At 69.1% G+C, this 26,571-nt stretch carries 31 protein-coding genes; 19 read left to right on the top strand and 12 right to left on the bottom strand.

Annotated elements, in window-relative coordinates; translation table 11 throughout:
• The first annotated feature begins 31 nt into the window (after window positions 1-31).
• The 5 genes from ABZ796_RS02650 (at window position 32) to pstB (ending at window position 5,089) form a co-directional block, all read left to right on the top strand.
• On the top strand, window positions 32-898 hold the full coding sequence (locus tag ABZ796_RS02650; RefSeq protein WP_357334408.1) for an NUDIX hydrolase: 867 nt from the start codon (window positions 32-34) through the stop codon (window positions 896-898).
• Window positions 899-1,074: 176 nt separating this feature from the next.
• Complete coding sequence (locus tag ABZ796_RS02645; RefSeq protein ID WP_357334407.1) at window positions 1,075-2,172, top strand: phosphate ABC transporter substrate-binding protein PstS; 1,098 nt, start codon at window positions 1,075-1,077, stop codon at window positions 2,170-2,172.
• Between the two features lie 113 nt (window positions 2,173-2,285).
• Window positions 2,286-3,245, top strand: coding sequence for a phosphate ABC transporter permease subunit PstC (gene pstC, locus ABZ796_RS02640; RefSeq protein WP_357334405.1), 960 nt, complete (start codon window positions 2,286-2,288; stop codon window positions 3,243-3,245).
• A complete protein-coding gene (gene pstA, locus ABZ796_RS02635; protein ID WP_357334403.1) occupies window positions 3,242-4,306 on the top strand; it encodes a phosphate ABC transporter permease PstA in 1,065 nt (354 codons plus the stop codon). Before pstC ends, pstA begins: the two co-directional genes overlap by 4 nt.
• Before the next feature lie 9 nt (window positions 4,307-4,315).
• A complete protein-coding gene (gene pstB, locus ABZ796_RS02630; protein ID WP_357334402.1) occupies window positions 4,316-5,089 on the top strand; it encodes a phosphate ABC transporter ATP-binding protein PstB in 774 nt (257 codons plus the stop codon).
• Window positions 5,090-5,198: 109 nt separating this feature from the next.
• On the opposite strand, the gene ABZ796_RS02625 is transcribed toward pstB, so the two are convergent.
• From ABZ796_RS02625 to ABZ796_RS02615, 3 genes are all read right to left on the bottom strand, one after another.
• Entirely contained in the window at window positions 5,199-6,200 is a 1,002-nt protein-coding gene (locus ABZ796_RS02625; protein WP_357334400.1) for an inorganic phosphate transporter, read from the bottom strand.
• Between the two features lie 4 nt (window positions 6,201-6,204).
• Complete coding sequence (locus ABZ796_RS02620) at window positions 6,205-6,822, bottom strand: DUF47 family protein (protein ID WP_357334399.1); 618 nt, start codon at window positions 6,820-6,822, stop codon at window positions 6,205-6,207.
• Between the two features lie 81 nt (window positions 6,823-6,903).
• Window positions 6,904-9,099, bottom strand: coding sequence for an RNA degradosome polyphosphate kinase (locus ABZ796_RS02615; protein ID WP_357334397.1), 2,196 nt, complete (start codon window positions 9,097-9,099; stop codon window positions 6,904-6,906).
• Between the two features lie 150 nt (window positions 9,100-9,249).
• Between ABZ796_RS02615 and ABZ796_RS02610 the strand changes: the two genes are divergently transcribed.
• The gene (locus ABZ796_RS02610; RefSeq protein ID WP_357334395.1) at window positions 9,250-10,296 is read left to right on the top strand and encodes an alpha/beta hydrolase; all 1,047 of its coding nucleotides are present in this window, start codon (window positions 9,250-9,252) and stop codon (window positions 10,294-10,296) included.
• A 7-nt stretch (window positions 10,297-10,303) separates the two neighbouring features.
• Here the strand turns inward: ABZ796_RS02610 and ABZ796_RS02605 are convergent, their stop codons facing one another.
• Complete coding sequence (locus tag ABZ796_RS02605) at window positions 10,304-12,931, bottom strand: hypothetical protein (protein WP_357334394.1); 2,628 nt, start codon at window positions 12,929-12,931, stop codon at window positions 10,304-10,306.
• Between the two features lie 105 nt (window positions 12,932-13,036).
• Window positions 13,037-13,396 (bottom strand): DsrE family protein, encoded by a 360-nt coding sequence (locus tag ABZ796_RS02600; protein WP_357334392.1) that lies wholly within the window; start codon window positions 13,394-13,396, stop codon window positions 13,037-13,039.
• A 60-nt stretch (window positions 13,397-13,456) separates the two neighbouring features.
• Between ABZ796_RS02600 and ABZ796_RS02595 the strand changes: the two genes are divergently transcribed.
• The 4 genes from ABZ796_RS02595 (at window position 13,457) to ABZ796_RS02580 (ending at window position 15,970) form a co-directional block, all read left to right on the top strand.
• Window positions 13,457-13,960: an FABP family protein gene (locus ABZ796_RS02595; protein WP_357334391.1), complete on the top strand. Its 504-nt coding sequence runs from the start codon at window positions 13,457-13,459 to the stop codon at window positions 13,958-13,960.
• 5 nt (window positions 13,961-13,965) lie between these two features.
• Window positions 13,966-14,397 (top strand): Fur family transcriptional regulator, encoded by a 432-nt coding sequence (locus ABZ796_RS02590; RefSeq protein ID WP_357334389.1) that lies wholly within the window; start codon window positions 13,966-13,968, stop codon window positions 14,395-14,397.
• 9 nt (window positions 14,398-14,406) lie between these two features.
• Window positions 14,407-15,366, top strand: a complete 960-nt coding sequence (locus tag ABZ796_RS02585; RefSeq protein WP_357334387.1) for a folate-binding protein — start codon at window positions 14,407-14,409, stop codon at window positions 15,364-15,366.
• A 76-nt stretch (window positions 15,367-15,442) separates the two neighbouring features.
• The gene (locus tag ABZ796_RS02580) at window positions 15,443-15,970 is read left to right on the top strand and encodes a hypothetical protein (protein WP_357334386.1); all 528 of its coding nucleotides are present in this window, start codon (window positions 15,443-15,445) and stop codon (window positions 15,968-15,970) included.
• Here the strand turns inward: ABZ796_RS02580 and ABZ796_RS02575 are convergent.
• From ABZ796_RS02575 to ABZ796_RS02565, 3 genes are read right to left on the bottom strand one after another with little or no spacing between them, the layout of a single operon-like run.
• Window positions 15,895-16,863 carry an ADP-ribosylglycohydrolase family protein gene (locus ABZ796_RS02575; RefSeq protein ID WP_357334384.1) on the bottom strand — a complete coding sequence of 323 codons (969 nt, stop codon included), beginning with the start codon at window positions 16,861-16,863 and terminating at the stop codon, window positions 15,895-15,897. The genes ABZ796_RS02580 and ABZ796_RS02575 overlap by 76 nt on opposite strands.
• Before the next feature lie 9 nt (window positions 16,864-16,872).
• A complete protein-coding gene (gene mshD / locus ABZ796_RS02570; RefSeq protein ID WP_357334382.1) occupies window positions 16,873-17,709 on the bottom strand; it encodes a mycothiol synthase in 837 nt (278 codons plus the stop codon).
• A 9-nt stretch (window positions 17,710-17,718) separates the two neighbouring features.
• Entirely contained in the window at window positions 17,719-18,465 is a 747-nt protein-coding gene (locus ABZ796_RS02565) for a response regulator transcription factor (protein ID WP_357334381.1), read from the bottom strand.
• A 123-nt stretch (window positions 18,466-18,588) separates the two neighbouring features.
• On the opposite strand from ABZ796_RS02565, the gene ABZ796_RS02560 reads away from it, so the two are divergent.
• The gene (locus tag ABZ796_RS02560; RefSeq protein WP_357334379.1) at window positions 18,589-18,858 is read left to right on the top strand and encodes a MoaD/ThiS family protein; all 270 of its coding nucleotides are present in this window, start codon (window positions 18,589-18,591) and stop codon (window positions 18,856-18,858) included.
• Window positions 18,859-18,929: 71 nt separating this feature from the next.
• Here the strand turns inward: ABZ796_RS02560 and ABZ796_RS02555 are convergent, their stop codons facing one another.
• On the bottom strand, window positions 18,930-19,361 hold the full coding sequence (locus ABZ796_RS02555; protein ID WP_357334377.1) for an Hsp20 family protein: 432 nt from the start codon (window positions 19,359-19,361) through the stop codon (window positions 18,930-18,932).
• A gap of 94 nt (window positions 19,362-19,455) precedes the next feature.
• Here ABZ796_RS02555 and ABZ796_RS02550 point away from each other — a divergent pair, with 94 nt between their 5' ends.
• The 5 genes from ABZ796_RS02550 to ABZ796_RS02530 all read left to right on the top strand — a co-directional run bounded on the left by ABZ796_RS02550 (window position 19,456) and on the right by ABZ796_RS02530 (window position 22,146).
• Window positions 19,456-19,746 carry a MerR family transcriptional regulator gene (locus ABZ796_RS02550; RefSeq protein WP_357334376.1) on the top strand — a complete coding sequence of 97 codons (291 nt, stop codon included), beginning with the start codon at window positions 19,456-19,458 and terminating at the stop codon, window positions 19,744-19,746.
• A gap of 29 nt (window positions 19,747-19,775) precedes the next feature.
• Window positions 19,776-20,237: a thioredoxin family protein gene (locus tag ABZ796_RS02545; protein WP_357334374.1), complete on the top strand. Its 462-nt coding sequence runs from the start codon at window positions 19,776-19,778 to the stop codon at window positions 20,235-20,237.
• Between the two features lie 243 nt (window positions 20,238-20,480).
• Window positions 20,481-20,942 (top strand): DUF4395 domain-containing protein, encoded by a 462-nt coding sequence (locus ABZ796_RS02540; RefSeq protein ID WP_357334372.1) that lies wholly within the window; start codon window positions 20,481-20,483, stop codon window positions 20,940-20,942.
• Window positions 20,943-20,995: 53 nt separating this feature from the next.
• On the top strand, window positions 20,996-21,844 hold the full coding sequence (locus ABZ796_RS02535; protein WP_357334371.1) for a sulfurtransferase: 849 nt from the start codon (window positions 20,996-20,998) through the stop codon (window positions 21,842-21,844).
• Between the two features lie 2 nt (window positions 21,845-21,846).
• Window positions 21,847-22,146 carry a DUF1416 domain-containing protein gene (locus ABZ796_RS02530; RefSeq protein ID WP_357334369.1) on the top strand — a complete coding sequence of 100 codons (300 nt, stop codon included), beginning with the start codon at window positions 21,847-21,849 and terminating at the stop codon, window positions 22,144-22,146.
• On the opposite strand, the gene ABZ796_RS02525 is transcribed toward ABZ796_RS02530, so the two are convergent.
• Entirely contained in the window at window positions 22,147-22,845 is a 699-nt protein-coding gene (locus ABZ796_RS02525; RefSeq protein ID WP_357334368.1) for a hypothetical protein, read from the bottom strand.
• A complete protein-coding gene (locus tag ABZ796_RS02520; RefSeq protein ID WP_357334366.1) occupies window positions 22,842-23,357 on the bottom strand; it encodes a SigE family RNA polymerase sigma factor in 516 nt (171 codons plus the stop codon). Before ABZ796_RS02520 ends, ABZ796_RS02525 begins: the two co-directional genes overlap by 4 nt.
• Window positions 23,358-23,516: 159 nt before the next feature.
• Between ABZ796_RS02520 and ABZ796_RS02515 the strand changes: the two genes are divergently transcribed.
• Genes ABZ796_RS02515 through ABZ796_RS02505 form a run of 3 tightly spaced genes read left to right on the top strand, consistent with a single transcriptional unit; the run spans window position 23,517 to window position 25,248 of the window.
• Window positions 23,517-23,828, top strand: coding sequence for a hypothetical protein (locus ABZ796_RS02515; protein ID WP_357334365.1), 312 nt, complete (start codon window positions 23,517-23,519; stop codon window positions 23,826-23,828).
• Window positions 23,812-24,366 carry a hypothetical protein gene (locus ABZ796_RS02510; protein ID WP_357334364.1) on the top strand — a complete coding sequence of 185 codons (555 nt, stop codon included), beginning with the start codon at window positions 23,812-23,814 and terminating at the stop codon, window positions 24,364-24,366. The genes ABZ796_RS02515 and ABZ796_RS02510 overlap by 17 nt, the downstream gene beginning before the upstream one ends.
• Window positions 24,367-24,423: 57 nt before the next feature.
• On the top strand, window positions 24,424-25,248 hold the full coding sequence (locus ABZ796_RS02505; RefSeq protein ID WP_357334362.1) for a 3-keto-5-aminohexanoate cleavage protein: 825 nt from the start codon (window positions 24,424-24,426) through the stop codon (window positions 25,246-25,248).
• A gap of 130 nt (window positions 25,249-25,378) precedes the next feature.
• Here the strand turns inward: ABZ796_RS02505 and cysC are convergent, their stop codons facing one another.
• The gene (gene cysC / locus ABZ796_RS02500) at window positions 25,379-26,569 is read right to left on the bottom strand and encodes an adenylyl-sulfate kinase (RefSeq protein ID WP_357334360.1); all 1,191 of its coding nucleotides are present in this window, start codon (window positions 26,567-26,569) and stop codon (window positions 25,379-25,381) included.
• Window positions 26,570-26,571 lie beyond the last annotated feature (2 nt).

Raw genomic sequence — 26,571 nt, 5'->3', positions numbered from 1 at the left:
ACCGGCCACCTTCTCGACATACCCTGTGCGCATGCCCGAGATCCCGGCCGCCGGCGTAGTGGTTTTTCGCGAGCACGAAGACCTGCCGGAGGTGGCACTGGTCCACAGGCCCAAGTACGACGACTGGTCCTTTCCCAAGGGAAAGGTCGACCCCGGTGAGACGGTGCCGGTGACCGCGATCCGCGAGGTGCGCGAGGAGACCGGCCTGCGGGTCGCCCTCGGCCGCCCGCTCCAGCCGCAGCGCTATCCCGTCGAGGCCGGGCAGAAGGTGGTCCACTACTGGGTCGGCCGCACCGCCGCCGGCGCCGACGACGATGTCGACGGCTACCTCATCAACGACGAGATCGATGACGTCGCGTGGCTGCCGGTGGACACGGCGCGCAATCGGCTCACCTATCCGCACGATCGGGCCACGCTGCAGCAGGCCGAGGACGTACGCGACCCCACCACGCCCCTCGTGATCCTCCGGCACGCCTCGGCCGTCGGCCGTTCGTCCTGGTCCCGTGCGGACCAGGAGCGGCCGATCGACGACACCGGACGGGCCCAGGCGGTCGCCCTCGCCGGCCTGCTGATGGCCTACGACATCCGCCGGGTGATCACCTCACCGAGCGTTCGCTGCACCCAGTCCGTCGCGCCGTACGCCGGGCTCGCCGGCATCGCGTCCGAGGAGATGAGACTGCTGAGCGAGGAGGGTGCGGAGGCAGGTAGCGTGTCGGTCCTGGCCGCGGAAACCCTGCGTGACCTGGCTGCTCCGACGGTGATCTGCACGCACCGACCGGTGCTGCCGTGGGTCTTCGACGGGCTGGGCATGCGTGATCCGAAGCTGGCGAAGGGCGAGCTGATGGTGCTGCACGTGCGCGCAGGTGAAGTGCGGGCTGTCGAGGCATTTCAGGTCTAACAGAGGCTTGAGGCCTGCCTGTTCATCTCCTGTGCCCGGAACTGACACTGATTTGCCACCGACTTTGTGTTCCTCGTTCAGCCTGTGTTCACCTTCACCGAGTTTCCCGTCCACCTCGGCTCCCTACGGTCATCGCGACAACTCCGAATCGACTGCACCATCATCAGGAGACTTGCGTGAACACCACCTCGCTGCGCCGGGCACTCGTCCCGGGCATCACGGCTGCGGCCCTTGCTCTTGCGATCAGCGCCTGCGGCGCTGCCAACGAGCAGAACAGCGGCAGCGACGGGGAAGGCACCCTCTCGGGCACCATCAAGGGTGGCGGAGCCTCCTCGCAGGAGAAGGGCCAGGCGGCATGGGTCGCCGGCATCCAGGACGCGAACCCCGACCTCAGCGTCGTCTACGAGCCCGTGGGCTCCGGCTCGGGTCGTGAGGGCTTCATCACCGGCGGCTACCTCTTCGCCGGCACCGACTCCGCCCTCAACGACGACGAGGGCGAGCTGACCAAGGCCAAGGAGCAGTGCGGCGCCGACCCGATCCAGGTCCCGGGCTACGTCTCGCCGATCGCCGTCGTCTTCAACGTCGAGGGTGTCGACGAGCTCGACCTCGACCCCAAGACCCTCGCCGGCATCTTCTCCGGCAAGATCACCAAGTGGAACGACCCGGCGATCGCCGCGACCAACCCGGACGCCAAGCTTCCGGACACCGCGATCACCCCGGTCCACCGCTCCGACGACTCCGGCACCCAGGAGAACTTCACCGACTACCTCGCGGCCGCCGGTGGCTGGACCGAGGAGCCGTCCGGTGAGTGGCCCGCCTCCATCAAGGGCGGCGAGGGCGGCGACGGCACCTCCGGTGTCGTGACCGCCATGCAGGGCGCCGGGTACATCGGCTTCATGGACGAGTCCGCGGCTCGCGAGAACGACCTCGCGACCGTCAGCGTCAAGGTCGGCGAGGACTACGTCGCGCCGTCCGCCGAGGCTGCCGCGAAGATCCTGGCCGCCTCGAAGCCGGTCGGCACCAGCGACAGCGACATGGCTGTCGAGGTCGCCCGCACCACCACCGAGGCCGGCGTCTACCCGGTCGTGCTGGTGTCCTACCTGCTGGCCTGCCCGACCTACGAGAACGCCGAGGACGCGGCCAACGTGAAGGGCTACCTGGAGTACATCCTCTCCGAGGAGGGCCAGAAGGTCGCCTCCGAGGAGGCCGGCTCCGCGCCGCTCGACCGCGAGACCGCCGACAAGGCGCTCGATCTCGTCGCCGGGATCAAGTGACCAGTCTCAAATAAGTGCCGATACGTCTGACTTGATCGCCGTTCGGGCGGTGGCTGCGGCCGCCGCCCGTACGGCTGTCTTTGAACCGAAACAAGAAAGTCGAGGAATGCCTTGTGACTGTCGCCGCTGACCCCGGCGCCGACCCTGGCGTTGACCCGAAGTCGGAGCTCTCCTCCGGCCGTGGCTCGATGGGTGATGTCGTCTTCCGAGGCCTCGCCGTCATCGCCGCCACTCTCATCCTGGTGGCGCTGGCAGCCGTCTTCATCTTCCTGGGCATCGAGGGCATCCCGGGCTTCAACGTGGACCCGCAGAACTACGCCGGCCAGGGCTCGTTCCTGGGCCTGGTCGTGCCCCTGCTGTACGCCACCATGTACGCCGCTGTTCTGGCACTGATCGTCGCGGTCCCCTTCAGCGTGGCGATCGCGCTCTTCATCAGCCACTACGCCCCGCGGCGGATCGCGACCCCGGTGGCGTACGTCATCGACCTGCTCGCCGCGGTCCCGTCGGTCGTCTTCGGCCTGTGGGGTGCGGTGGCGCTCGGTCCCTACCTGGTGCCGGCCCACGCCTGGCTTGCCGAGAACCTCGCCTGGCTGCCGTTCTTCGACGGCCAGCCCTCCGGTAACGGCCGTACGCTGTTCACCGCTGCGATCGTGCTGGCCGTGATGATCCTGCCGATCATCACCTCGATCTGCCGCGAGGTCTTCGCACAGACGCCGCGCCTGCACGAGGAGGCGGCTCTCGCGCTCGGCGCGACCCGCTGGGAGATGATCCGCTACGCGGTCTTCCCCTACGCCCGCTCCGGCATGGTCTCCGCGGTCATGCTCGGCCTCGGCCGGGCGCTCGGCGAGACCATGGCGATCGCGATGATCGCCTCGCCGAAGGTGGTGATCACGCTGTTCATCATCGGCACCAACAACCCGCAGACGATCGCGGCGCACATCGCCCAGGGCTACAAGGAGAGCACGCCCGACCGGCTGTCGGTGCTGATCGCGACCGGCCTGGTGCTGTTCGCCTTCACCTTCCTGATCAACGCACTCGCCCGCTGGATCGTCGCCCGAGGGAGGGCCAAGTGAGCAACTCTTCTGTGAACGACGTGGCCCGGGAAGAGACCAAGCTCTCCCACGCCACGCTCCCACGAGGCGCCCAGTGGCTGGTCGGCGTCGCCGCGGTCGCCCTCGGCGGCCTGGCCCTGGTGCTCGGCGTGGGCATCGTCGGGGCCGTCGTCATCGGCGTGCTCGGCTTCCTGATCGGCTACCCGCTGTGGGCGCTGCTGGTGGAGAACCGGCGCTCGGCCACCGACAAGCTCGTCACCGGGCTGGTCTGGACGGCCTTCGGTGTCGCGGTCATCCCGCTGATCTGGCTGGTCTACATGGTCATCGCCCGCGGTGCCGCGACCATCAGCCCGGAGTTCCTCACCTACTCGATGCGCTCGGTCACCGGCGACGAGCAGGGCGGCCTCTACCACGCGTTGATGGGCACCCTGATCGTCACCGGCATCGCTGCGCTGATCTCGATCCCGATCGGCATCATGACCGCGATCTACCTGATCGAGTACGGCAAGGGCAACCGCCTCGCCAAGGCGATCACCTTCCTGGTCGACGTCATGACCGGCATCCCGTCGATCGTCGCGGGTCTGTTCGCCTTCGCGCTCTTCACCCTGATCGTCGGGCCGGGCACGCGCTTCGGCTTCGGCGGTGGTGTCGCGCTCTCGCTGCTGATGATCCCGACGGTCGTCCGCTCGACCGAGGAGATGCTCAAGCTGGTCCCCGACGACCTGCGCGAGGCTGCGTACGCCCTCGGGGTGCCGAAGTGGCGCACGATCACCCGGATGGTGCTCCCGACCGCCATCGGCGGCATCGTCACCGGCGTCGTGCTCGCGATCTCGCGAGTGATCGGCGAGACCGCGCCGCTGCTGGTCGCCTCGGGCTTCAACCCGAACCTGAACACCAACGCCTTCGAGGACAGCCCGATGATGACCGTGCCGGTCTTCATCTACACCCAGCTGTCCGAGGCCACGGCGAAGGGCGTCGAGTACGCCTGGGGTGGAGCACTGGTGCTCTTCATCCTCGTCATGGTCCTCAACCTCATCGCCCGTATCGTCGGCACGATCTTCGCCCCCAAGACCGGGCGCTAGGAGAAACACATGTCCATCCAAGTCAAGGACGCCAGCATCTTCTACGGCGACTTCAAGGCCGTCGAGGACGTCTCCATGTCCATCAAGCCGAAGTCGGTGACCGCCTTCATCGGGCCCTCCGGCTGCGGCAAGTCGACCTTCCTGCGCACCCTCAACCGGATGCACGAGGTCATCCCCGGCGCCTACGTCGAGGGGACGATCCAGATCGCGGGCCAGGACATCTACGGTCCGAACGTCGACCCGGTGGCCGTACGCCGCAAGGTCGGCATGGTCTTCCAGCGCCCCAACCCGTTCCCGACGATGTCGATCTACGACAACGTGCTCGCCGGCAACAAGCTGAACTCCAAGCGGATCAAGAAGTCCGAGGCGGACGCGATCGTGGAAGGCGCCCTGCGCGGCGCCAACCTGTGGAACGAGGTCAAGGATCGTCTCGGTAAGCCCGGCATGGGGCTCTCCGGTGGTCAGCAGCAGCGGCTCTGCATCGCCCGCGCGATCGCGGTCCAGCCGGAGGTGCTGCTCATGGACGAGCCGTGCTCGGCTCTCGACCCGATCTCGACCGCGGCGATCGAGGACCTCATCCACGAGCTGAAGTCCGACTACACGATCGTGATCGTCACCCACAACATGCAGCAGGCCGCCCGGGTCTCCGACGACACCGGCTTCTTCAACCTGAAGGCCGCCGGCCAGCCGGGCCACCTGGTGGAGTTCAACCCCACCAAGCAGATGTTCACCAAGCCGGACAACCCCGACACCGAGGCGTACATCTCGGGTCGCTTCGGCTAAAGAGCCGCCGAGTCGGCTCGTCCTGACAAGAAAAACCGCCGAGTCGGCGCGTCATGACGCGCCGACTCGGCGTGGTTTTGAGTCAGAACGAGCCGACTCGGCGTCGGTTCTACGGGAGCTGGAAGACGAAATGGCAGATCAGGTAGGTCAGGGCTGCGACACCACCGGCTGCCGGGAAGGTGAAGACCCAGGCGGCCACGATCGACTTCGCGACTCCCCAGCGGACCGCGGAGAACCGCTTCGTCGCGCCGACACCCATGATCGCCGAGGTGATCGTGTGGGTGGTCGAGATCGGGGCCTCCCAGACGTACGCCGTGGTGTAGAGCACCGAGGCGGCGACCGACTCGGCGGCGAAGCCGCGGGAGGGGTCCAGGTGGATGATCCGGCGGCCCAGGGTGCGCATGATGCGCCAGCCACCGGACATAGTGCCGAGGGAGATGGCGGTCGCGGCAGCGGCGATCACCCAGAACGGGAGGTCGTCGTCGGCCGAGAGGAAACCGCCGGTGACCAGGGCGAGGAAGATGACGCCCATCGTCTTCTGGGCGTCCTGCAGGCCGTGTCCGAGGGCCATCGCGGCGGCCGAGATCGTCTGCGCGATCCGGAAGCCCTTCTGGGCCTTGTGCTGGTTGGCGCGGCGGAAGATCCACATGATCGCGAGCATGACGCCGAAGCCGAGGCCGAAGGCGACCACCGGGGACACGAACATCGGGATGACGACCTTCTCCAGCACCGTCATCCAGTTGACGAACGCGCCGGCGGCGATCGCCGAGCCGGCCAGGCCGCCGATGAGGGCGTGCGAGGAGGACGAGGGGAGACCGAAGTACCAGGTGATGAGGTTCCAGGCGATCGCGCCGAGGAGACCGGCCATCACGACGGTCAGGCCATGGGCCCCTGATGGTGGCGTGATGGTGTCCGAGACGGTGTGGGCGACCTTCTGGCCCAGGAAGGCGCCGACGAAGTTCATCACCGCCGCGAGGAGGAGGGCGATGCGCGGCGTGAGCGCGCGGGTCGACACGGAGGTCGCGATGGCGTTGGCTGCGTCGTGGAAGCCGTTGGTGTAGTCGAAGACCAGGGCGACGACGACCACCGCGATGACGATGGCAAGTTCCACGGTGTCAGGATTCCTTGACGGCGATCTGCTCGACGGTGTTCGCGACCTTCTCGAAGCCGTCGATCGCGTCCTCGAGGGACTCGACGATGTCCTTCAGCTTGAGGACCTCCATCGCGTCGTACTCACCGGAGAAGAGCTTGGCGAGGATGCGACGGTGGTTCTTGTCGCCCTGGTTCTCGAGACGGTTGATCTCGATCCAGTACTCGGAGAGCTCCTTCATCGAGCGCAGGTTGGGCATCGCGGAGGCGGTCAGCTCGGCGCAGCGCTGGAGGACGGTGACCTGGTCGGACAGCTCCGGGGGCAGGACGTTGACGCCGTAGACGAAGATCTGGTCGACGACCTCGTCCATCGAGTCCATCACGTCGTCGAGACCGGAGCCGAGGGCGTAGATGTCCTCGCGGTCGAAGGGCGTGACGAAGGTCGAGTTGACCTTCTTGACGATCTCGTGGGTGGTCTCGTCAGCGGCGTGCTCCGCGTCGCGCATCCGTCGTGCGACGTCCTCACGATCGGCTGTGTCGCTGAGCATCTCGGCGAGCAGCGAGACACCGCCGACGAGGTGGTTGGCGGACTCGGCGAACAGGTCGTAGAACGACGTGTCGACCGGGCGGATTCGGAAACGCACGGGGGGCTCCTGGCTGGATGAGGCAGACCTGCGGGCTCATGTTAGGCGAGTCCGCTTGACACGGCGAAAGCCAGGGTGTGTTCAGCCTGTCGCGGCGCGCCTGCGCTGGCGCTGTCGAGTGATCAGCATCGCCTGCAGGTGGTTGGGAGCGTGGTTTCGGGTCCAGGTCCCGTCGGGCTCGAGGAGCCAGGCGTCCGTGGTCGGTTCGAATGCCAGGTCGAACAGTGCGCCGACCTCGGCCACGAGCTCCGGGGTGGGGAGACGTACGAGGGCCTCGACACGCCGGTCGAGGTTGCGGTGCATCAGGTCGGCCGAGCCGATCCAGGCGCTCGGTCCGTCGCCGTCGTCGGGGGTGCCGTTCTCGAACCAGAAGATCCGCGAGTGCTCCAGGAACCGGCCCAGGATCGAGCGCACCTCGATGGTCTCGCTCAGTCCCTCCACGCCCGGACGCAGCGCGCAGATGCCGCGCACCAGCAGTTGCACGGGCACACCCGCCTGGGAGGCCAGGTAGAGCGCGTCGATGATGGCCTCGTCCACCACGGAGTTGGCCTTGAGCCGGATCCGCGCCGGCCGCCCCGCGAGATGGTGGGCGATCTCGGCGTGGATCTGCTCGATCAGGCCGCTGCGGACGTTGCCGGGGGCCACGAGAAGCTGCTCGTACGTCGCCTCCCGGCTCCAGCCGGACAGGTTGTTGAACAAGTGGGCGACATCCTCGCCGATCCCCTCGTTGGTGGTGATCAGTCCCATGTCCTCGTAGAGCCTGGAGGTCTTCGGGTTGTAGTTGCCGGTGCCGATGTGGGTGTAGCGACGGATGGTGCCGTCGGGCTCCTCGCGGACCACCATCGCGAGCTTGCAGTGGGTCTTGAGGCCGACCAGGCCGTAGACCACGTGGCAGCCGGCCTGCTCGAGCTTGCGCGCCCACCGGATGTTGGCCACCTCGTCGAAGCGCGCCTTGATCTCGACCAGCACCAGCACCTGCTTGCCAGCCTCGGCCGCGTCGATCAGGGCGTCGATGATGGGGGAGTCGCCGGAGGTGCGGTAGAGGGTCTGCTTGATCGCCAGCACCCGCGGGTCGGCGGCGGCCTGCTCGATGAAGCGCTGCACGCTGGTCGCGAACGAGTCGTAGGGATGCTGGAGGAGTACGTCACCACGGCGGGCCGCCTTGAAGACGTCGACCGGCGCGGCGCTCTCGACCGGCGCGAGCGCCGGGTGGGTGCTCGGCACGAAGGCCGGATACTTCAGCTGCTCGCGGTCGATGTCGGCGATGCCGTGCAGCCCGCGCAGGTCGAGCGGGCCGGGCAGCCGGAAGACCTCCTTGTCGGAGATGCCGAGCTCGGAGACCAACAGGTCGAGCGTCGAGTCGGTCATCGACTCCTGCACCTCGAGGCGTACGGGAGGGCCGAAGCGGCGCCGGAGCAGCTCCTTCTCCAGCGCGGTGAGGAGGTTCTCGGTGTCGTCCTCCTCGACCTCGAGATCCTCGTTGCGGGTGACCCGGAAGGTGTGCACCTCGAGGATCTCCATGCCCGGGAAGAGCTTGGAGAGGCGCTCGCTCATGACCTCCTCGAGCGGCACGAAGCGGTCGTTGCCGAGCGGCACGAAGCGGCTGAAGATCGGCGGGACCTTCACCCGGGCGAAGTGCTTCTTCTTGGTCTTCGGGTCCCGCAGCCGGACGGCGAGGTTGAGCGAGAGGCCGGAGATGTAGGGGAACGGGTGGGCCGGGTCCACCGCGAGGGGCGTCAGCACCGGGTAGACCCGCTCCTTGAACAGCTTCTTGCAGGCCTTGACCTCCTCGGGGGTGAGGTCCTCCCAGTGCAGCAGCTGGATGCCCTCTTCGAGCAGCGCCGGCTTGATCTGGCCGCGGAACACCTCCGCATGCCGCTCGGAGAGCTCCCGGGTCGTCCGCCAGATCACCTCGAGGACCTCGCGCGGCATCAGGCCGGAGGCCGCCTTGACCGCCACCCCCGCCGCGATCCTTCTCTTGAGCCCGGCGACGCGGACCATGAAGAACTCGTCCAGGTTGGAGGTGAAGATCGCCAGGAAACGTACGCGCTCCAGCAGCGGCAGCGTCTCGTCCTCGGCCAGCTCCAGGACCCGCTCGTTGAACCGCAGCCAGGACAGCTCGCGGTCGAGGAACCGGTCGTCGTACTTCTCGACCTCGGCCAGCGCCTCGTGGTCCGGGATGTATTCGGGCTCGACGTCGAACGGCTGGTCGGGAACCGCAGTCAGGCTCACGGTGTCCTCGGCCGAGCGGGTGGGGGCCTGCGGGTCGAGACTCATGGGTCCAGTCTTTCATCCGAGGGTGGTTTTGAAACCCTCGATTCCAAGGTACGTCCCACCCGGGATCGCGCCGGAGCCGTCTCCGCAACTCGCGGTCGTCTGGTGAACTACCTGCTACACGATGTCCCTACTAGCGGGTAGTTTTGGCTCATGTCGATTCTCGAGCGTGTGTCGTCCCTCATCGATCCGTTGCTGGTGCCGTTGAAGCGGCCCGCGTTCACGACGGCGTTGAACCTTCCGGCCGCGGTGCAGCGGCGGCTGGTCGGCAAGCCGGTGACGTACGACGGGCAGACGCTCGCGGTGGACACGCAGACCATGCTGGCGCTGATGAAGGTGTCGGGGGAGCCCGACCCGTCGACCCTGTCGATCCCGAAGGGGCGGGTGGCGCTGCTGCGGCAGTCGCAGCTCGGGGGTGGCCGCCAGGAGATCGGTTCGGTGCGCGAGCTCTGGGCCGCCGGGCTGAAGGCACGGCTCTACGTCCCGGAGGGTGCCTCGGGCAACGCGCCGCTGCTGGTCTTCCTGCACGGCGGTGGCTTCATCTTCGGCGACCTCGACTCCCACGACGCTCCCTGCCGGCTGCTGGCCAGCGAGTCGGGGGTCAAGGTGCTCTCGATCGACTACCGGCTGGCGCCGGAGTCGCCGTTCCCGGCGGCGTACGACGACTCGGTCGCGGCGTTCCGGTGGGCGGTCGAGCACGCGGCCGAGCTCGGCGCGGACCCGGCTCGGATCGGGGTCGGCGGTGACTCGGCCGGCGGAAACCTGGCGGCCGGGGTCGCGCTCGCGGTCGGCGAGGCCTGCGCCTTCCAGCTGCTGATCTACCCGGTGACGCAGTCGGAGCCGAACACCCGCAGCCGCCAGGATCTCAGCGAGGGCTTCTACCTGACCTCAGACTTCATCGCGGCGGCCACCGACAACTACCTGCCCGCGGGCATCGACCGCCGCGACCCGCGCCACGCCCCGCTGTACGCGGAGATCCCGACGAGCGGGGTCGCCCCGGCCTACGTCGCGACCGCGGGCTTCGACCCGCTGCGCGACGAGGGCGAGGCGTACGCCGCCAAGCTCGAGGAGGCCGGGGTCAAGGTCGCGCACAAGCGCTTCGCCGACCAGATCCACGGGTTCCTGAACGTGGTCGGCGCCGGACGTACCTCACGCGCTGCCGTGCTGGAGCTCGCGCAGGTCCTGCGCGACAACCTCTGAGGCTGACTCAGCCGGCCATATCCGGGCGCCAGCGGAGAACTTCCCGCTGGAACGCCTCGGGGTCGACCATCGACTTGTCGACCTTGACGGCGCCGGCCTCGTCGGTGTTGAACTCGACGACCCACTCGTCGGTGGCCGGCTCACCCTTGATGGTGATGCCGGTCTGGGTGTCGTAGAGGTCGTAGGTGTGGGTCTGCTCGTCCTTGCGTACGTCGAGCACACCCTCCTCGGTGACCGTGACGGTGCTCTCGGTCATGAGCGAGCCGTCCTCGGGACGGAAGGTGCGGACGGTGAGCCTCTTGGCGCCGGTCGGCTCGCCCGCCGACTCGTCGGCTGACGCGTCGTCGGCGGCCGTGGCGGCCTCGGGCGCGGCGCTGCCGGCGCCGGGGATCTTGGCGCCGGGGAACTTTCCGGACTCGGCGAGCTTGACCGCCGCCAGCCAGCCGCTCGATCGCTGCGGAAGGGAGTCGCTCGGGGTGTCGGGCAGGTCGGCCGGCGCGGTGCGCGAGTCCTCGGACTGCTTCTTGCCGGCCTGCTTCTTGCCGGTCGGCCGCTCGGGCAGCGTCACGGGCGCGGTCGGGGGACCGGCCGTCGGCGCGGCCGGTGAGTCGACCGGTGCGGGCGCCACGGCCTGCGCGGGCTCGGCAGCCTCGAGGGGCTCGACCACGAGCGGCTCGTCAGGAGCATCCGGGATGGGGAACTGCGCCTCGGGGGGCGACGGGGTCGCGGCGAGGGTGAGCTCGAGGGCCTGCATCGCACGCTTGTTGGTGCTGCCGCCCTTGACCGCGAGCATGACGGCCTCGCGCAGGTCGGCGAGCTGCTTGGCGAGCTGCGCGCTGCGGCGCTCGGCGATCTGCCGGTCCACGATGGCCTGCTCGACCAGCTGGGTGTTGTGCAGGATCGAGGCCTCGACGGCCTGACGGTCGATCGCCTTCTGGCCGGCGACCTCCTCGGCCTCGGTCCGCAGGCGTACCGCCTCGGCGGCCTGCTCCTGGACGTCGGCGAGACGGTTCATCATCTCGGTCATCCGGCGCTCGGCTTCTTCGCGCTCGCTGGCCTGCCCGGTGATGAGCTCGGTCATCGACTCGTGGGCAGCACGCAGCGCGGACTCGGCCGCGCGACGACCCTCGTTCGCCTCGGTGGCGGCACGCTCGGCCGCACGCCGACCCTCCAGAGCCTGCACCGCGAGATCGGCGTGCTCGGAGGCGCGCTGATCGGCCGCCATCCGGGCGAGGTTGGCGGACTCGGCCGCCTGCTCGGCCTGGGAGGCGAGCTCGGTGAGCTGCCGGTAGCGCTCCTCGTTCTCGTTGGCCTCGTGCGCGGCGGCGGCGGCGAACTCGGCGTACTGCTTCGCGCTCTTCTCGGCCTCGAGACGGGCGTCGTTGGCGGCGTCGGCGGCCTTGAAGGCGCGCAGCGCGGCCTCCTCCGCCTCGGTGCGGGCGGCCAGCGCCTCGGCTGCCACGGCGTACTGGTCGGCTGCCGTGGCCTCGGCCGCGGCCCGGGTCATCGCGTGGTCCTCGGCGTTGGCGTCGGCGGCCTTGCGCTCCTCGAAGGCCTCCTTCGCCGCCTCCTCGGCCTCGGCGCGGGCGGTCGCGGCGGCCTCGGCCGCGGCATAGGCCGCCTCGGCGGCGGCCTCGGCCTCCTTGCGGCCCTGCTCGGCCTGCTCGGCCTGGGTCGCCATCGCGACCGCGGCCTCCTCGGCCGTGATCCGCGCGGCGGCTGCCTTCTCGGCCTCGGTCGCCCGGTCGTTGGCGGCCTGCTCGGCAGCCTGGCGCGCGGTGAACGCCGCCAGCGCCTCGTCGGCCCGGCCGGCTGCGGCCGCGTCGGCCTCCTCGCGCATCCGCGCGAGCTCCTCGGATCGGGTGTCGGCCGCGGCGCGGGCGGTGTAGGCGGCCTCGGCGGCGGCCTCCGCCTCGCTGCGGGCCTCGTAGGCGGCGCGGGCCTCGTCCGCGGCCTTGCGGGCGGCCTTCTCGGCTGCCGCCAGCGCGTCGCGAAGCTCGTCCATCTCCTCGAGGCGGTCCTCGGCGGCGGCCTCGGCGACGCTGCGCGCGGCGTAGGCGGCCTGGGCCAGCTCGGCGTGCTCGGCGGCCTTGGTGTGGGCCTCCGCGGCGGAGGCTGCCGCGGTGTGGGCCTCCTCGGCCTTGGCGCGGGCGGCCTCCTCGGCCTCGGTGCGGGCGCTGGCCTGCTCCTCGGCGACACGAGCCGCCTCGAGAAGGCGGCGCTCGGCCGCCTCCAGCTCCTTACCCCTCGCGACCGCGGCCTCCTCGGCCTCGGCGCGCTCCTTGGCACGGGTGTCGGCGAGCTTCTCGGCCTCGACCCGGGCGCGGGCGTACTCCTCGGCTGCCTTCTCCGCGACCTCACGCGCCTGATGGGCGTCGGCGGCCAGCTCGGCGTGGAGCTTGGCGGTCTCGTCGGCCTTCGCGCGCGCGGTCGCCTGCTGGGCGGCGGACTCCTCGGCCACCAGCCGCTCGGCCGCCTGCTCGGCGGCCGCCTGCTCGGCTGCGATGCGAAGTGACTCGGCTGCGGCAGCGGCGCGGGCCAACTCCGCAGCGCGCGCCGTCAGGTCCTCGTCGTCACCCGGCTGGGCGGCCGAGTCCCGGCTCCACCACTTGCCACTGGGGGTCTGCGTGCTCACGAGGGTGAATGCTAACGGCGAAGTAGGTGGTGTGTGGAGTCTCCGAGAGGATTAACACGTCCGCTACCTGGAACTACACTTATGTAATTCTGCGTGGTGCCGACTTCAGTAGACGAGCGCCTGTACGCCTTCGCGCAAGATCTCCTCGGCGAACACGAACGCGCCCTTGATGACCACACCGTCGATCAGGTCGTCCTCGGTGAGATCGCGACGAGAGGCGCACTGGCTGCACACGGTCACCTGGCCGGCCTCGAGGACCAGCCCGATCAGCTCCTGCAGCGGCGCCGCGTTCTCGAGCGTGAACTCCTCCGCCTTCCCGGGTACCGCGAACCAGGTCGCCTCACCGGTGAGCCACAGCGACACCTTCGCGCCGGCGGTCGCGGCCGCCGAAGCGACCGTGAAGGCCTGGTTCGTACGCTCGGGCGCCTCGGCGCCGATGGTCACCTTCACCACGAGTTCTTGCATGCCGAGCACATTAGCGCTTGCGTTTCGGGTCGTAGGCGACGTACGGCCTAAACTCGGGGTGTGGCTTTCGAACTTCCGGAGAACCTTCACCCCGATGCCGGTCCCTGTGCGTGGATGCTCGGCACCTGGCAGGGCAACGGACACGGTGACTATCCGACGATCGACAAGTTCGAGTTCGGGCAGGAGCTGATCTTCACCCACGACGGGCGGCCGTTCTTCCACTACTTCGCGCGCTCGTGGATCATCGACCCGGAGACGGGGGAGAAGGTGCGCGACGCGGCGCTGGAGACCGGCTTCGTCCGCTTCCGGCCCGAGGGCGAGGTCGAGTGGGTGATGACGCACAACACCGGCATCGTCGAGGTGTGGTACGGCAAGGCCGAGGCCGGCAAGCTCGACCTCACCACCGACGCGGTCGCCCGCACGGAGACGGCGAAGGAGTACACCGCCGGCAAGCGTCTCTACGGCAACGTCGAGGGCGATCTTCTCTACGCCTTCGACATGGCCGCGATGGGTCAGGCCCTGCAGCCGCACCTGTGGGCGCGGCTCAAGCGGGTCACCAAGTAGGCGCGATGACCGAGGCGGCAGAGGACTGGCGCGAAGCCCTTCGGGCGAAGGGCTATCGACTCACGCCCCAGCGCGAGCTGGTGCTCGGCGCCGTCGAGCGGCTGCGGCACGCCACCCCCGAGGAGGTGCTCGCGGTCGTACGCGAGTCGTCCTCGGCGATCAACCTCTCCACCGTCTACCGCAACCTCGAGGTGCTCGAGGAGCTGGGGCTGGTGCGCCACGCCCACCTGGGCGAACGGGCCTCGACCTATCACTCGGTCTCCGGGCGGCCACATTTTCATGCGGTTTGCAGGAAGTGTCAGAAGGTCACCAGTGTTGACCCCTCGGTGGCCGACGGTATCTGCGAGCGGCTGCGTGAGGAGTACGCCTTCGAGGTCGATGTCGCTCATCTGACCGTCTTCGGGGCGTGCGTCGACTGTTCTTCCGAGCCCCTGTAGGAGCACAGCATGATGACTGCCAGCCCGCTTCTGTCCCTGCCCGGTGCCGTCGCCGGCGACGGCACCGACGCACCCGTCGCCGCGCACTACGGCTCGTTCAACCTGGAGCAGCGGACGTTGGCCTCCGGCGAAGGATTCGTCGACCTCTCCCACCGAGACGTCCTCCGGATCGCCGGTCCCGACCGGCTGACCTGGCTGCACTCGCTGACCTCGCAGGCCTTCGAGGGACTGGCCCCGGGGGTCTGGACCTCGGCCCTGATCCTGTCGCCGCAGGGTCATGTCGAGCACTTCTTCTCCGGCGTTGACGACGGCACCGCCTTCCTGGCGTGGACCGAGCCGGGTGCCGGTGAGGCCCTGGTCGCCTATCTGGAGCGGATGAAGTTCTGGTCCGACGTGACGATCTCTGCGGAACCGTCGCAGGCCTCTGTCTGGCGTCCCGCGCAGGGCTACTCCTTCGTTCCGCGCGAGTCCCTGGAGGCGTACGCCGCTGCCGCAGGCCCCGCCTGCGGATTCTGGGCGTTCGAGGCGCTCCGGATCGAGCGCGGCGAGCCCCGGTTCGGCGTGGACACCGATGCGCGCACGATCCCCAACGAGGTCGGCTGGGTGCCGGGTGCCGCGGACGTGGTCGGTGCCGAGTACGCCGTCCACCTCGACAAGGGCTGCTACCGCGGCCAGGAGACGGTCGCCCGCGTGCACACTCTGGGCCGTCCGCCGCGGCGCCTCACGCTGCTCCACCTCGACGGCTCCGAGAACCGTCTGCCGGCCGTGGGATCGGATCTGGCCTTCGGGGAGAAGACTGTCGGCTTCGTCGGGTCTTCGGCTCGGCACCACGAGCTCGGACCGATCGCGTTGGGACTGGTCAAGCGCAACGTACCTGTGGAGGCGCAGCTCGTCGTCGACGGGATGCCGGTCGCCCAAGAGGTCCTCGTCGACCCCGAGATCGGCCTCCACATCCGCCCGCTGCGGTAAGGCTGATGCCCGGCGGCGGCCGTCGAACTGCGATGAAACCCGCATGGGGCGTCGGTGGATCTGGAATGCTCCGGTGATGTCCGAGACTGATTCCAGCGGCATCATGGACCCCCGGGCGACGCCGAGTCGATCGGGAGATCCAGGGCGGGGCCTTTGCGTGGTGGCTGCGCTGCTGCTCGCGATGGCATGGGTCGCCCTCGTACGCGGCCTGTACTTCCTGACGCCGACGAGCGACCCGTTGCTGGATCTCGAGGCTGGTCACGGGTTCGCGGTGACCGTGGACGTCTACCTTCCGTCGATGCTCCTCGGGTGTCTGGTGCTCGTCGGGATTCTGCTGATGTTCCTCAAGGGCGTCGGGACCGTCATGGGCATCATCTCCGCTGTCGGAACGGGCCTGTTCGCGGTCTGGGTCGCTCGTTCGGATCATCTACTGAACTACCTGCCCGGGCTGGGCGCGGCGCTCCTGATCACTGGAGTTCTCAGTGCGCTGGCATTGATGCTGGTCCTCGGCGGGGTCGGACTGAACGTTCAGGAATCAGCGAACCCGGCGGCGACGGTGTCGAGGGCGAGGGTGGCGAGGAAGTCGCCGGGGATGCCGGGGTAGCCGTGGCTGAGGGCGCGCCACTCGGCCGGGATGGCGGAGGCGCCCCAGCGGGCGCCGAGGAGGCCGCCGGCGATGGCGGCGACGGTGTCGGTGTCGTTGCCGATCCGGATGGCGGTGTCCAAGGCCTCGACGTAGTGCTCCGGCCCGGTCGCGGGGGTCTGGGCGATCGACGACCAGGCCGCCTGCAACGCGGTGACGACCCAGCCGTTGGGGTTGAACGTGGACGGCGGGGTGGTCTCGGCCTCGTCGAGCTTCTCGGTCCAGAAGGACGCTTCGGCGGGGGAGAGGAGGGAGAGGCCGGAGCGTACGTCGAGCTCGCCGTGCATCACCGCGTGCTCGATCGCCAGGGACCACAGCGCGCAGCCGGACCGGGCGTGCTCGTCCCAGTGGGTCAGCGCGCTGACCGCGGCGGCGGCCTCGGCGACGGCCGGACGGTCGCCGAGATAGCGGAGCGGGACCGGAGCGGTACGCATCAGGGAGCCGTTGCCTCCGGTGCGGCCGGTCGTCTCGTGCAGCTTCTCCGAGACGAGCCGTAGCTCCGCGGCGGTCGGCGCGGGACCGGCGGCGTCGAGCACCCGGGAAGTCTGGCTGCCGATGTCCTTCGGCTCCGACTCCGACCACGCCCGGAAGTTGCGGGCGACCGCGGTCAGCCCCTCCTCGGTGCGCAGGTCGAGCCCGCTCGCGGCGACGTCGAGGATGCACCACGCCATGGTCGTGTCGTCGGTCCACTCCCCGGGCGCGAACGGGCCGAGCCCGCCGCCGAGCATCTGGGCGTTCTCGTCGGCGCCGAGCGGAGGCCGGTCGAACTCGTAGTGAGCCCCCAGCGCATCCGCCACTGCGGTCCCGACGACGGCCCCGACGGCCCGGTCATTCTGTGCTTCGGTCAGCCCCACGCGATGACATTAGCGACGGGTGTACTGGACGTGGGTGTCCGCCGCGGCGCGGGTGAAACCGAGCCCCTCATAGAGACGTACGGCCGGGGTGTTGTCGCCCTCGACATAGAGGTGGATTCGCTCGATCCCCGTAGAGGCCAGGTGGTTCAGGCCGAGCAGCGTGACCAGGCGGCCCAGACCGCGCCCTTGAGCGGCGGGATCGACGCCGACGACATAGACCTCACCCTCCGTCTCGCTGTGACGCTTGGTCCAGTGGAATGCCAGGAGCTTCTCGCCCTCCCACGCGGTGACCAGCCCCGACGCTTCGAACCATGCCTCCGCCATCCGCTCCCGCAGACCGGCCTCGTCGAGCGACCCCTGCTCGGGGTGGTGCGCGAAGGCGGCGGCGTTGACCCGGAGCAGCTCGGCCTCGTCGCCGGGCTCGAAGCCGCGTACGACGATGCCGTCCGCGGGCTCCGGGGCAGGCGGGAGACCGTCGACCGGACGCCGCATCACCCACAGCTCGCGGGTCCGCTCCCAACCCTGGGTGGCGGCCAGCCGGGCGGCCGCCGGGTTGTCCCCGTGGGACCAGGCCGTGGTCCCGGACTCCAAGGACGGTGCCCGGAGCAGAAGCTGACGCCCCAGGCCGACCCCACGATGCTGGGTCAGGACGACCAGCGACAGCTCTCCTCGGGTGGTCGAGCCTGTCGAGACCAACAGCCCGAAGCCACGTACGTCCCCCCAGATCGTCGCGGCCTCCGGACGGTTGCGCAGCGTCAGGAGAGTTGCCTCGTCGAGCGGCGCCACGCCGTCGTACGCCTCGGTCGCCTTCGCGATGGCCAGGACCTGCTCGACGGTGAGTGCCATGGGGTCAGCCTAGGCGTCGGCCCCCAGGCGAGGAGACGGGGTCAGCCGGGCGCCGTCGGCGGCGGCCTCGTTGCTCTTCGAGGGCAGCACGAAGCGGTAGCCGACGTTGCGGACGGTGCCGATGAGGGTCTCGTTCTCGGGGCCGAGCTTGGCGCGCAGGCGACGTACGTGGACATCGACGGTGCGGGTGCCGCCGAAGTAGTCGTAGCCCCACACCTCCTGCAGCAGCTGCTGGCGGGAGAAGACGCGGCCCGGGTGCTGGGCGAGGAACTTCAGGAGCTCGAACTCCTTGAAGGTCAGGTCGAGCGGGCGGCCGCCGATCTTGGCGGTGTAGGTGGCGTCGTCGACGACGACCTCGCCGGAGCGGATGACGTGGGCCTCGGGGTCGGAGGCGTCGCGCGCCGCGTAGATGCGTCCGATCGCGAGCTTGATCCGGGCCTCGAGCTCGGCCGGACCACAGGTGTGCAGCACGACGTCGTCCATGCCCCAGTCGTGGGCGACGACGGCGAGACCACCCTCGGTGGCGATCAGCAGGACGGGGATGTCGGTGCCGGTCGTGCGGATCAGACGACACAGGTCGCGGGCCTGCGCGAGGTCCTGCCGACCGTCCACGAGCAGCAGGTCGGAGTCGGGCGCCTCGAGGAGCGCGCTACCTTCAGCAGGAAGGATCTTCACCTGGTGGCCGAGGAGCGAGAGCCCCGGAAGGACGTCTGCCGAAGGCTGGAGCGAACTGGTCAGCAACAGAAGCGAGCTCATTGGGGGGTGCCTCTCGGTCAGAGAAAGAGGAGCACCGAAACGCAACATTGAGCCTCGGTGAGGTGATCGTTGCACCATATTAACGAAACCTCACGGTGACATAGGAAGGTTGGCCGCGAGAAAGTGACGAATGTTATAGAGGTCCGCTATTGGGCTGCGGCCAAGTCGGCGGCCGGGACGCCGTCCGACCGGTTCGAGGTCGACGGCCCGTTGACGCTGGCAGAAGTCGTACGCCGCGCCGCGGAGCTGCACGCCGACACCCGCCTCCCGGAGGTGCTGAAGGTCTGCTCGGCACTCATCGGTGACCGTCCGGCGGGTACGAGCGACCCCGGCGGGATCGAGGTCCCACCGGGGTCGACAGTCGAGTTCCTCCCGCCGTTCGCGGGCGGTTAGGTCGCAGAGGGTTGGGGAGCCCGCGCCCGGAGACTCACCTGCGCAAGGGCCTGCCGGGGCGGGCACGTGTGTCAGCGTTCGATCGCGGCCGGCTCCGACTGGGGGCTGGTGGCGATCTGGATCTTGCGCGGCTTGGCCTTCTCGGCGACCGGCACGACCAGGCGCAGCACGCCGGCGTCGTACGCAGCCTCGATGTGCTCGAGGTCGAGGTTGTCGCCGAGCACGAGCTGACGGCTGAAGCTGCCCCGGACGCGCTCGTTGGCCAGCATCTGCCAGTCGCCGTTCTTGGCGACCCGCTCGGCCTTGACGGTGAGGACGTTGCGCTCGACATCCAGGTCGATCGTGTCCGGGCTGACGCCGGGAAGGTCGAACTCGATGACGAACCGGTCGCCTTCGCGCCAGGCGTCCATGGGCATCACGGCCGGACGGTTGGTGGTGCCGCCCAGGAGCTGCTGGGTGATGCGGTCGAACTCGCGGAACGGATCGGTGCTTCGGATCAGCATGGTTTCCCTCCTGACGGGATCTATATCAGCGGTTACACCTTTCATATACCCCAAACGCTAGATGATTTCAAGCCCTCGTGTCAGAATTGATCGCATGACGGAGCGAACCAGGGCTGTCTACGCCATCTCGGTGGCCGCAGAGATGGCCGAGATGCAGATCCAGAACCTCCGCGTCTACGAGCGGCGGGGGCTGGTCGACCCTGCGCGGACCTCGGGTGGCACCCGGCTCTACTCCCGCGCCGACGTCGAGCGTCTGGTCCGCATCCGTGACCTTCTCGCCGACGGTCTCAACCTCGCCGGGATCGCCCGCGTGCTGGCCCTGGAGGAGGACGTACGCCGCCTGGAGGCGGTCAATCAGAGGCTTCGGCGCACCTCGAGGGAATGAGCGGAGCGGATTGCCGGTTCAATAGTTCCATGAGCACTGGAGCCTGGATCGCCGTCATCGCGGTCGTCGCCGCCCTCGGGTTCGGCCTGTTCCGGCTGTTCACCGATGGCCGCTTCCGAGGAACGAAGGAGCTGCACGTGGCCCATGAGGAGCACGCCCCGGAGCCGCGTGCCTGGGATGCGGTCACCGACGCGCTGGGGGAGTTCGAGCTCGGTGAGCGTGCGACGCTCGTGCAGTTCTCCAGTGCCTTCTGCGCCCCCTGCCGGGCAACGCGGAGGATCCTTGGTGAGGTCGCCGAGATCGTTCCGGGCGTCGTGCACATCGAGATCGACGCCGAGCACCACCTCGACCTGGTCCGCCGCCTCGACGTGCTGCGCACGCCCACGACGCTGGTGCTCGACGGTGCCGGCAACGAGGTCGCCCGGGCGTCCGGTGCACCTCGCAAGGAGCAGGTCCTGAGCGCGATCCCGACCTACGATCTCGAATCGTGACACTCGCGTCCGCATTCCGAGACATTCGTTTCGTCGCCGTCGAGCATCGCGCTACTGTCTTCGCATGTTCTCGACCATGTTGACCAAGCGCCGCGCAGTGGATCACTGCCGCGTGCGCTCGGCGCTGTGTCGTTCCTGCCGCTGATTCCCTGAGATTTGTCGACCTGGTCGACCCCGGGGATCGCTTTCGCCTGTCAGGCTCGTTCCTGACGACCTCCCCTCCACTCTCGCAGGAGCACACCTATGTCCGAGACCTCGAGCACGACGGCTACACAGACCGGAATCGACCCCCGCGGCCCGCAGTTCACTGCAGCGGTGACCGTTGTCGTGCTCATCCTGGCCCTGCTGCTTCCGCAGCCCTGGGCTCTGGTGGTCACGGTGATCCAGACGGTGCTCTTCGCGATCGGGGCAGGTCTCGGCGTTCAGCGGACCCCTCACGCCTGGCTCTTCAAGAAGTTCGTACGTCCCCGCCTCGGTGCGCCGGACGAGCTCGAGGACCCGGCCCCGCCCCGGTTCGCCCAGGGGGTAGGCCTCGCCTTCCTGCTGGTCGCGCTCGTGGGCTACCTCCTCGGCGCCACCCTCGTGGCGCAGATCGCCCTCGGCCTCGCGCTGGTCGCGGCCGTGCTCAATGCCGTCTTCCGGTTCTGCCTCGGCTGCGAGATCTACCTGCTGATCAGGCGACTGGCTCCCACCCCGTCGGCCTGACTCCCCTGAACGCAAGACTGAACCATTTTTATGGCACAACGAAAGGTACCTAGATGACCCGCGAGAACTCCCTCGTCTCCGCCCAGTGGGTGGAGGAGCACCTCGATGACCCGAAGGTGGTGCTGATCGAGGTCGACGAAGACACCACCGCCTACGACAAGGGCCACATCAAGGGCGCGATCAAGCTCGACTGGACCACCGACCTGCAGGACCAGGTGCGCCGCGACTTCGTCAGCAAGGACCAGTTCTCCGCACTGCTCTCCGAGCGTGGCGTCGCCAACGACGACACCGTCGTGCTCTATGGCGGCAACAACAACTGGTTCGCCGCGTACGCCTTCTGGTACTTCAAGCTCTACGGCCACCAGGACGTCAAGCTTCTCGACGGCGGCCGCAAGAAGTGGGAGCTCGACTCCCGCGAGCTGACCGACGAGGCCGTCACCCGCGAGGCGACGACCTACACCGCCCAGGACCAGGACCTCTCGATCCGCGCCTTCCGCGACGAGACCGTCGAGGCCATCGGCGTCAAGAACCTGGTCGACGTCCGTAGCCCCGACGAGTTCGCGGGCCGCCTGATGGCGCCGGCACACCTGCCGCAGGAGCAGGCTCAGCGTGCCGGCCACGTGCCGACCTCGATCAACGTGCCGTGGAGCAAGGCGGCCAACGACGACGGCACCTTCAAGTCCGACGACGAGCTGCGCGAGATCTACGGCGAGGCCGGCCTCGACGACAGCAAGGACATCATCGCCCTGTGCCGGATCGGTGAGCGCTCCTCGCACACCTGGTTCGTGCTCAAGGAGCTGCTCGGCCACGAGAACGTGAAGAACTACGACGGCTCGTGGACCGAGTACGGCTCGCTCGTCGGCGTGCCCGTGGCGCTCGGCGACGAGCCCGGGGAGGCCTGAGCATGTGCGGAGCAACTGAGGGTGGGCTCTCGCTCGCCGGCGTCGATGTCGCCAAGGAGGCAGTCATCCAGGGTCAGGTGACCCGCGGTGGCGAGCCGGTCCACGGTGCCTACGTCCGGCTGCTCGACCGCAGCGGCGAGTTCACCGCCGAGGTGCCCACCTCGGCCACCGGCCACTTCCGGTTCTTCGCCGGCGACGGCGAGTGGACGCTGCGTACGCTCGCGCCGAAGGCGGAGCCGGTCGACAAGAAGGTCCACGCCGCGGTCGGCAACGTCGCCGAGGTGACGATCCCGATCGGCTGATCACTCGCGCCGCTCCATGCTTGCCGGCCCGTCCTGCTTCGGCAGGGCGGGCCGGTCGGCATTTCGGCCGATCGCGGACGACGGGGCCGAGGTGCCCGGTGGGAGCCGCCGGTTCAGCGAGAACAGCCGGCCGAGCACCGGCATGAGCACGATGTTGACCGCGTGCAGGATGCCGATGACCAGCAGGATCCCGGCGATCCTCGCCAGCTCGTCGCTGAGCTGATCGGCCGAGATCGAGCCAGCGGACCCGAGCCAGGAGTCGGCCGGCTCGAACCGGATCGTGAAGAGGATGTAGGCGATGAAGATCAGGTAGTAGACGATGTCGGTCAGCACGATGTAGCTCTTGCCGGTCCGCGGGTTGTCGTGGAACACGTCGGCGGCGTACGCACGGCCGAACCGCTTGATCAGCGGCCCGAGCCACAGGGCGAGCCCGATGAGGATCGCGGTCGTCAGGATTTCGAGCGTCCACCAGGGCATGGTGTCCTCCCCGTTCAGTTCACGGATCTTGTTGACGTACGCCGCCGCGCCGGTGACCACGGCGGCGAGGACGATGAGGGCGACGACCCGGCGGCGGACCCGGCGGCGCGCCCTGTCCCCGGCGATCCCTTCGACCACCCTGGCGAAGAGGTCGCCGGACGGCGGTGGCGGATCGGTCGGGTCTCCCATCGCATCTCGCAGCAGGTCGTCGAGCCGGCTCATCGGGACCCGTCCAGGGTTTCCGACAGGCTCTTGCGGCCGCGGCGGAGATGGGTCTTGACGGAGTTCTCCGACAGCCCGAGAGCGGAGGCGATCTCGGCGACGCCGAGGTCATAGTAGTAGTGCAGGCTGATGCACTCGCGCTGCCGGGTGGGAAGCCCACGCAGCGCGGCGATCACCTCGTCCCGCGCGGCGCGGTCCACGGCATGGTCCTCGGCCGAGGCCTCGTACGGTTCCGCCGGTGGTCGGTGGCGCAGAGAGACGAACCCGCGACGGTTGTGATCGCGGGCCAGGTTGACGACGATCACGCGCAGGTACGCGGTCGCCTTGGTGCGGTCCCGAAGCCGATGGGCGTGCCTGGCCAGCCGGATGAAGGCCTCCTGGACGAGATCCTCGGCCGCCGTCTTGTCGTCCACATACCACCGAGCCATGTGCACCAGCGCCGCCCCTTCGCTCTCGAAGAGCGCCACGAGCAGGCCGTCGCCGATCGCGACGTCGACGTCCTCATCGTCCATGGCACTCGTCCCATCACTCTCTAGACGAGTGGGACGGGCGATCGGGGTGACAGCCCCCGAGACGAAAAAAGAACTGCTTCGGCCGGTCACCCTCCCTGGCCGGCACAGACGTCTTCGAAGCAGAGTTTACAAATACCTCTACTCCCAAGGAGGGGTCCAATGTCCTTCATGAACAGCCCCGAGATGGCTATCGAGATGGCCGCGGAGCACGGCGCCCGCGAGATCGCCGCGCAGCAGGCGCGGCACCGGCTCCGGATCGCCCGGCAGGCTCGTCGGCAGGCGAGGTACGCCGAACAGCTCGCCCGGCAGGCGGCTCTCTACGCCGAGAACCCGGGCCTGCCCGTCGAGTGGCTTCCGAAGCCCACGCATCAGCACACCGACAGCGTCTACGTCCTGGTGAGGCGGCTCAGTGACTTCGTTCGCAACCTTCCCGGGCACGGCGGTAGGACTCCGGGTGTCCAGGCGCGGTGAGCTCGGCCGCTCCGTCCTCCTCTTCGTGGGGCTCGGGCTCGCCTGGGCGGCTGCGGCTCGGCTCTTCATGCGGTTCTTCAGCGACGATCCCTCGTTCACGCTGCAGGGGACCGGCATGATCGTGGGCCTCGTGCTGCTCGAGTTCATCGGTCTCGGGGCCGTCCGAGGTGCTCGGCTCTCGGGACGTACGCGCTGGTGGCGGCTCGCGCCCGTGCCGGGACTGCTGCTCTTCTTCAGTCTGGGGATGGTGTTCGTGCCCTGTGTCGTCGCCGGACTCGTCGTCGGGCGGTGCCGACGATCGCCGGTCATCGGGCTGGTCACCCTGCTCGGTGCGGCGGGCTCCGTCGCCGTCACTGCGGTGCTGACGCTGGGTGACACCGGCATTCCGTTGACGCTGCCCTTCTTCGCCGGATTGATTCTGTACGTCGCGTGCTGCCTGGGGCTCGTCGCCGCCTCGAGCCAGTGGTCGTGCCCGTGGCCTCGGCGGGCCCGAACCGGCGAGTCGCCGCAACAGCCGGCGTACGCAGGCGACCTCTAGCCTCCAGCCGAAAGGAAATCTTGCGGTCCAAGTGGGATATGACGATAGGTTGTCCTTATGTCTGGACTGCTTGTGACCGTGGCGCCGACCGGGGCGGAGACCGCGAAGGAAGACTGCCCTCAGTTGCCGACGACGCTGGAGGAGCTGGTGGCGACGGCCGTCGAGTGCGAGGAGGCGGGGGCGCGGATGATCCACGTCCACATCCGCGACGACGACCACACGCCGACCCTCGACCTCGGCCGGCTCACCGAGACCGTCGACGCGCTCCACGAGAAGACCGAGCTGATCGTGCAGCTCTCCACCGGCGGCTCGGTCCATGACCCGCTGGACAAGCGGCTGAAGGTGCTCGACGCCGGGCCGGACTCGTGCTCGCTGACGATGGGCACGACCAACTTCGGCGACGACGTCTTCTCCAACCCGTGGCCGTTCATCACCGAGCTCTACCAGCTCACCCAGGAACGCGGGGTCGTGCCCGAGTTCGAGCTCTTCGACCTGGGCCACGTCGCATCGCTGCAGCGGCTGCTGGGGAAGTACGGGCTGCCCGCGGGCGGCAAGGTCCACGTCGACTTCGTCATGGGCGTGCCCGGCGGCATGCCCGGCACTTCCGCCGCGTTGGTCGCCGGCGTCGCCGCGCTACCGGACGAGGTGACCTCGTGGTCGGCCACCGGCATCGGCCGCTCGACCCTCCCGGTCATGCTCACCTCGCTGGCCATGGGCGGTCACCTGCGGGTCGGGATGGAGGACGTCCTCACCCTCGCCAAGGGTGTCCCGGTCGACGCCAACCGGCAGCTCGTCGAGCGAGCCGTCGAGGCCGCCGTGGTCGCTCAGCGAGCACCGATGAGCACCGACGAGTCCTGGGCACTCCTCGGCCTGAAGCGGTAGCCATCCCGCCGAGTCGGCGCGTTATAACGAGCCGACTCGGCCCGGATCCTGGTCAGGTTGCGCCGAGTCGGCGGTGAGGTAGCCCAGATGAGGCACCTCAAACGTCACATGCACAACGACTGTGTGCATCTCAGAGGTCGAGGTAGCCGGCCTCGCGCAGGCCCTCGATGACGTCGTCCAGGGCGTCCTCGATCGAGCGGCCGGTGGTGTCGACGCGTACGTCGGCGTCGGCCGGCTCCTCGTAGGGCGAGGAGATCCCGGTGAACTCGGGGATCTCGCCACGACGGGCCTTCGCGTAGAGGCCCTTGCGGTCGCGTCGCTCGCACTCCTCCAGCGGCGTGGCCACGTGCACGAGGAAGAAGGCGCCGCCGGCGTCGGCGACGAACCCGCGGACGTCCTGGCGGGTCGAGTCGAAGGGCGCGATGGGGGAGCACACGGCGAGGCCGCCGTGGCGGGAGATCTCGGCGGCGACCCAGCCGATCCGGCGGATGTTGGTCTCCCGGTCCTCCTTGGAGAACGTCAGCCCGGCCGACAGGTTGCGGCGCACGACATCGCCGTCGAGCGAGGTGACCGTGCGGGCTCCCTGCTCGAGGATGCGATCCATCAGGGCGCGGGCGAGGGTGGACTTTCCGGAGCCGGACAAGCCGGTGAAGAAGACCACCAGGCCTTGGTCCTCGGGTGCGGGGCGGTCGTGGTCGATCACCGCGGCGATCGCCTCGGTGTAGTCGGCGGGCTCGGTCGAGGTGCCCGAGGCCAGCGCGTGGACCGGGTCACCCCCGGCGTACGCCTCGACGACCGCCACGCCCAGCGCATGGTCGATCTCGGGGTCGTCGTGCGCGGCCAGCGGCACCGCCACGACGGCCGCATCGGGCAGGGCCTCCGCGGCCAGCAACGTCGCGCGGAGCAGTGCGACAGGGGAGAGCGAGGGGGTGCCATGGCCGACGAGAGCGAGCAGCAGCACCGGCCCGAGGGCTGCGATCTCCGCGATCTCGGGGGTGGTGAGCGCGTCGGTGACCGGGACGACCGTCCGCCCGGCGTACGCCTTCCGGGTCTGCTCGGGGGTCAGATAGAGCCTTCGGAAAGGACCGTAGGCAGGGGAGGACAGGCCGGTGACCTCACCGGCGGGCCAGGTCACCCGCGCCAGCGGGAGGCCCTCAGGGTCGACGATCTCGACGGCGCCGTCCTCGGCCGCCGCAGCGGCGACCGGCGACGGAAGGTCGAGGGTCAACGGTGACCCGGGCGCGTTCAGCGGACCCGGGAGGGCGCCGGAGACGATCAGCTCGATGTCGTCGAGCTCGCGTGGCGTGGGAGAGAACTGCACAA

This window comes from Nocardioides sp. NPDC047086 (assembly GCF_040643685.1).
GTDB lineage: Bacteria > Actinomycetota > Actinomycetes > Propionibacteriales > Nocardioidaceae > Nocardioides.
The sequence above is the reverse complement of the archived record's forward strand: the minus strand, read 5'-3'. Positions and strand labels throughout refer to the sequence as shown.

Bases quoted from the DNA above. Each gene is read 5' to 3' on its own strand.
- ABZ796_RS02545 (WP_357334374.1), top strand. From the start codon at position 19,776: ATGAGCACTGGAGCCTGGATCGCCGTCATCGCGGTCGTCGCCGCCCTC.
- ABZ796_RS02585 (WP_357334387.1), top strand. From the start codon at position 14,407: ATGATGACTGCCAGCCCGCTTCTGTCCCTGCCCGGTGCCGTCGCCGGC.
- ABZ796_RS02565 (WP_357334381.1), bottom strand. From the start codon at position 18,465: ATGAGCTCGCTTCTGTTGCTGACCAGTTCGCTCCAGCCTTCGGCAGAC.
- ABZ796_RS02580 (WP_357334386.1), top strand. From the start codon at position 15,443: ATGTCCGAGACTGATTCCAGCGGCATCATGGACCCCCGGGCGACGCCG.
- pstB (WP_357334402.1), top strand. From the start codon at position 4,316: ATGTCCATCCAAGTCAAGGACGCCAGCATCTTCTACGGCGACTTCAAG.
- ABZ796_RS02525 (WP_357334368.1), bottom strand. From the start codon at position 22,845: ATGAGCCGGCTCGACGACCTGCTGCGAGATGCGATGGGAGACCCGACC.
- ABZ796_RS02515 (WP_357334365.1), top strand. From the start codon at position 23,517: ATGTCCTTCATGAACAGCCCCGAGATGGCTATCGAGATGGCCGCGGAG.
- ABZ796_RS02505 (WP_357334362.1), top strand. From the start codon at position 24,424: ATGTCTGGACTGCTTGTGACCGTGGCGCCGACCGGGGCGGAGACCGCG.
- ABZ796_RS02555 (WP_357334377.1), bottom strand. From the start codon at position 19,361: ATGCTGATCCGAAGCACCGATCCGTTCCGCGAGTTCGACCGCATCACC.
- ABZ796_RS02610 (WP_357334395.1), top strand. From the start codon at position 9,250: ATGTCGATTCTCGAGCGTGTGTCGTCCCTCATCGATCCGTTGCTGGTG.
- ABZ796_RS02650 (WP_357334408.1), top strand. From the start codon at position 32: ATGCCCGAGATCCCGGCCGCCGGCGTAGTGGTTTTTCGCGAGCACGAA.
- ABZ796_RS02540 (WP_357334372.1), top strand. From the start codon at position 20,481: ATGTCCGAGACCTCGAGCACGACGGCTACACAGACCGGAATCGACCCC.
- ABZ796_RS02535 (WP_357334371.1), top strand. From the start codon at position 20,996: ATGACCCGCGAGAACTCCCTCGTCTCCGCCCAGTGGGTGGAGGAGCAC.
- ABZ796_RS02615 (WP_357334397.1), bottom strand. From the start codon at position 9,099: ATGAGTCTCGACCCGCAGGCCCCCACCCGCTCGGCCGAGGACACCGTG.
- ABZ796_RS02600 (WP_357334392.1), bottom strand. From the start codon at position 13,396: ATGCAAGAACTCGTGGTGAAGGTGACCATCGGCGCCGAGGCGCCCGAG.
- mshD (WP_357334382.1), bottom strand. From the start codon at position 17,709: ATGGCACTCACCGTCGAGCAGGTCCTGGCCATCGCGAAGGCGACCGAG.
- ABZ796_RS02590 (WP_357334389.1), top strand. From the start codon at position 13,966: ATGACCGAGGCGGCAGAGGACTGGCGCGAAGCCCTTCGGGCGAAGGGC.
- ABZ796_RS02530 (WP_357334369.1), top strand. From the start codon at position 21,847: ATGTGCGGAGCAACTGAGGGTGGGCTCTCGCTCGCCGGCGTCGATGTC.
- ABZ796_RS02520 (WP_357334366.1), bottom strand. From the start codon at position 23,357: ATGGACGATGAGGACGTCGACGTCGCGATCGGCGACGGCCTGCTCGTG.
- ABZ796_RS02550 (WP_357334376.1), top strand. From the start codon at position 19,456: ATGACGGAGCGAACCAGGGCTGTCTACGCCATCTCGGTGGCCGCAGAG.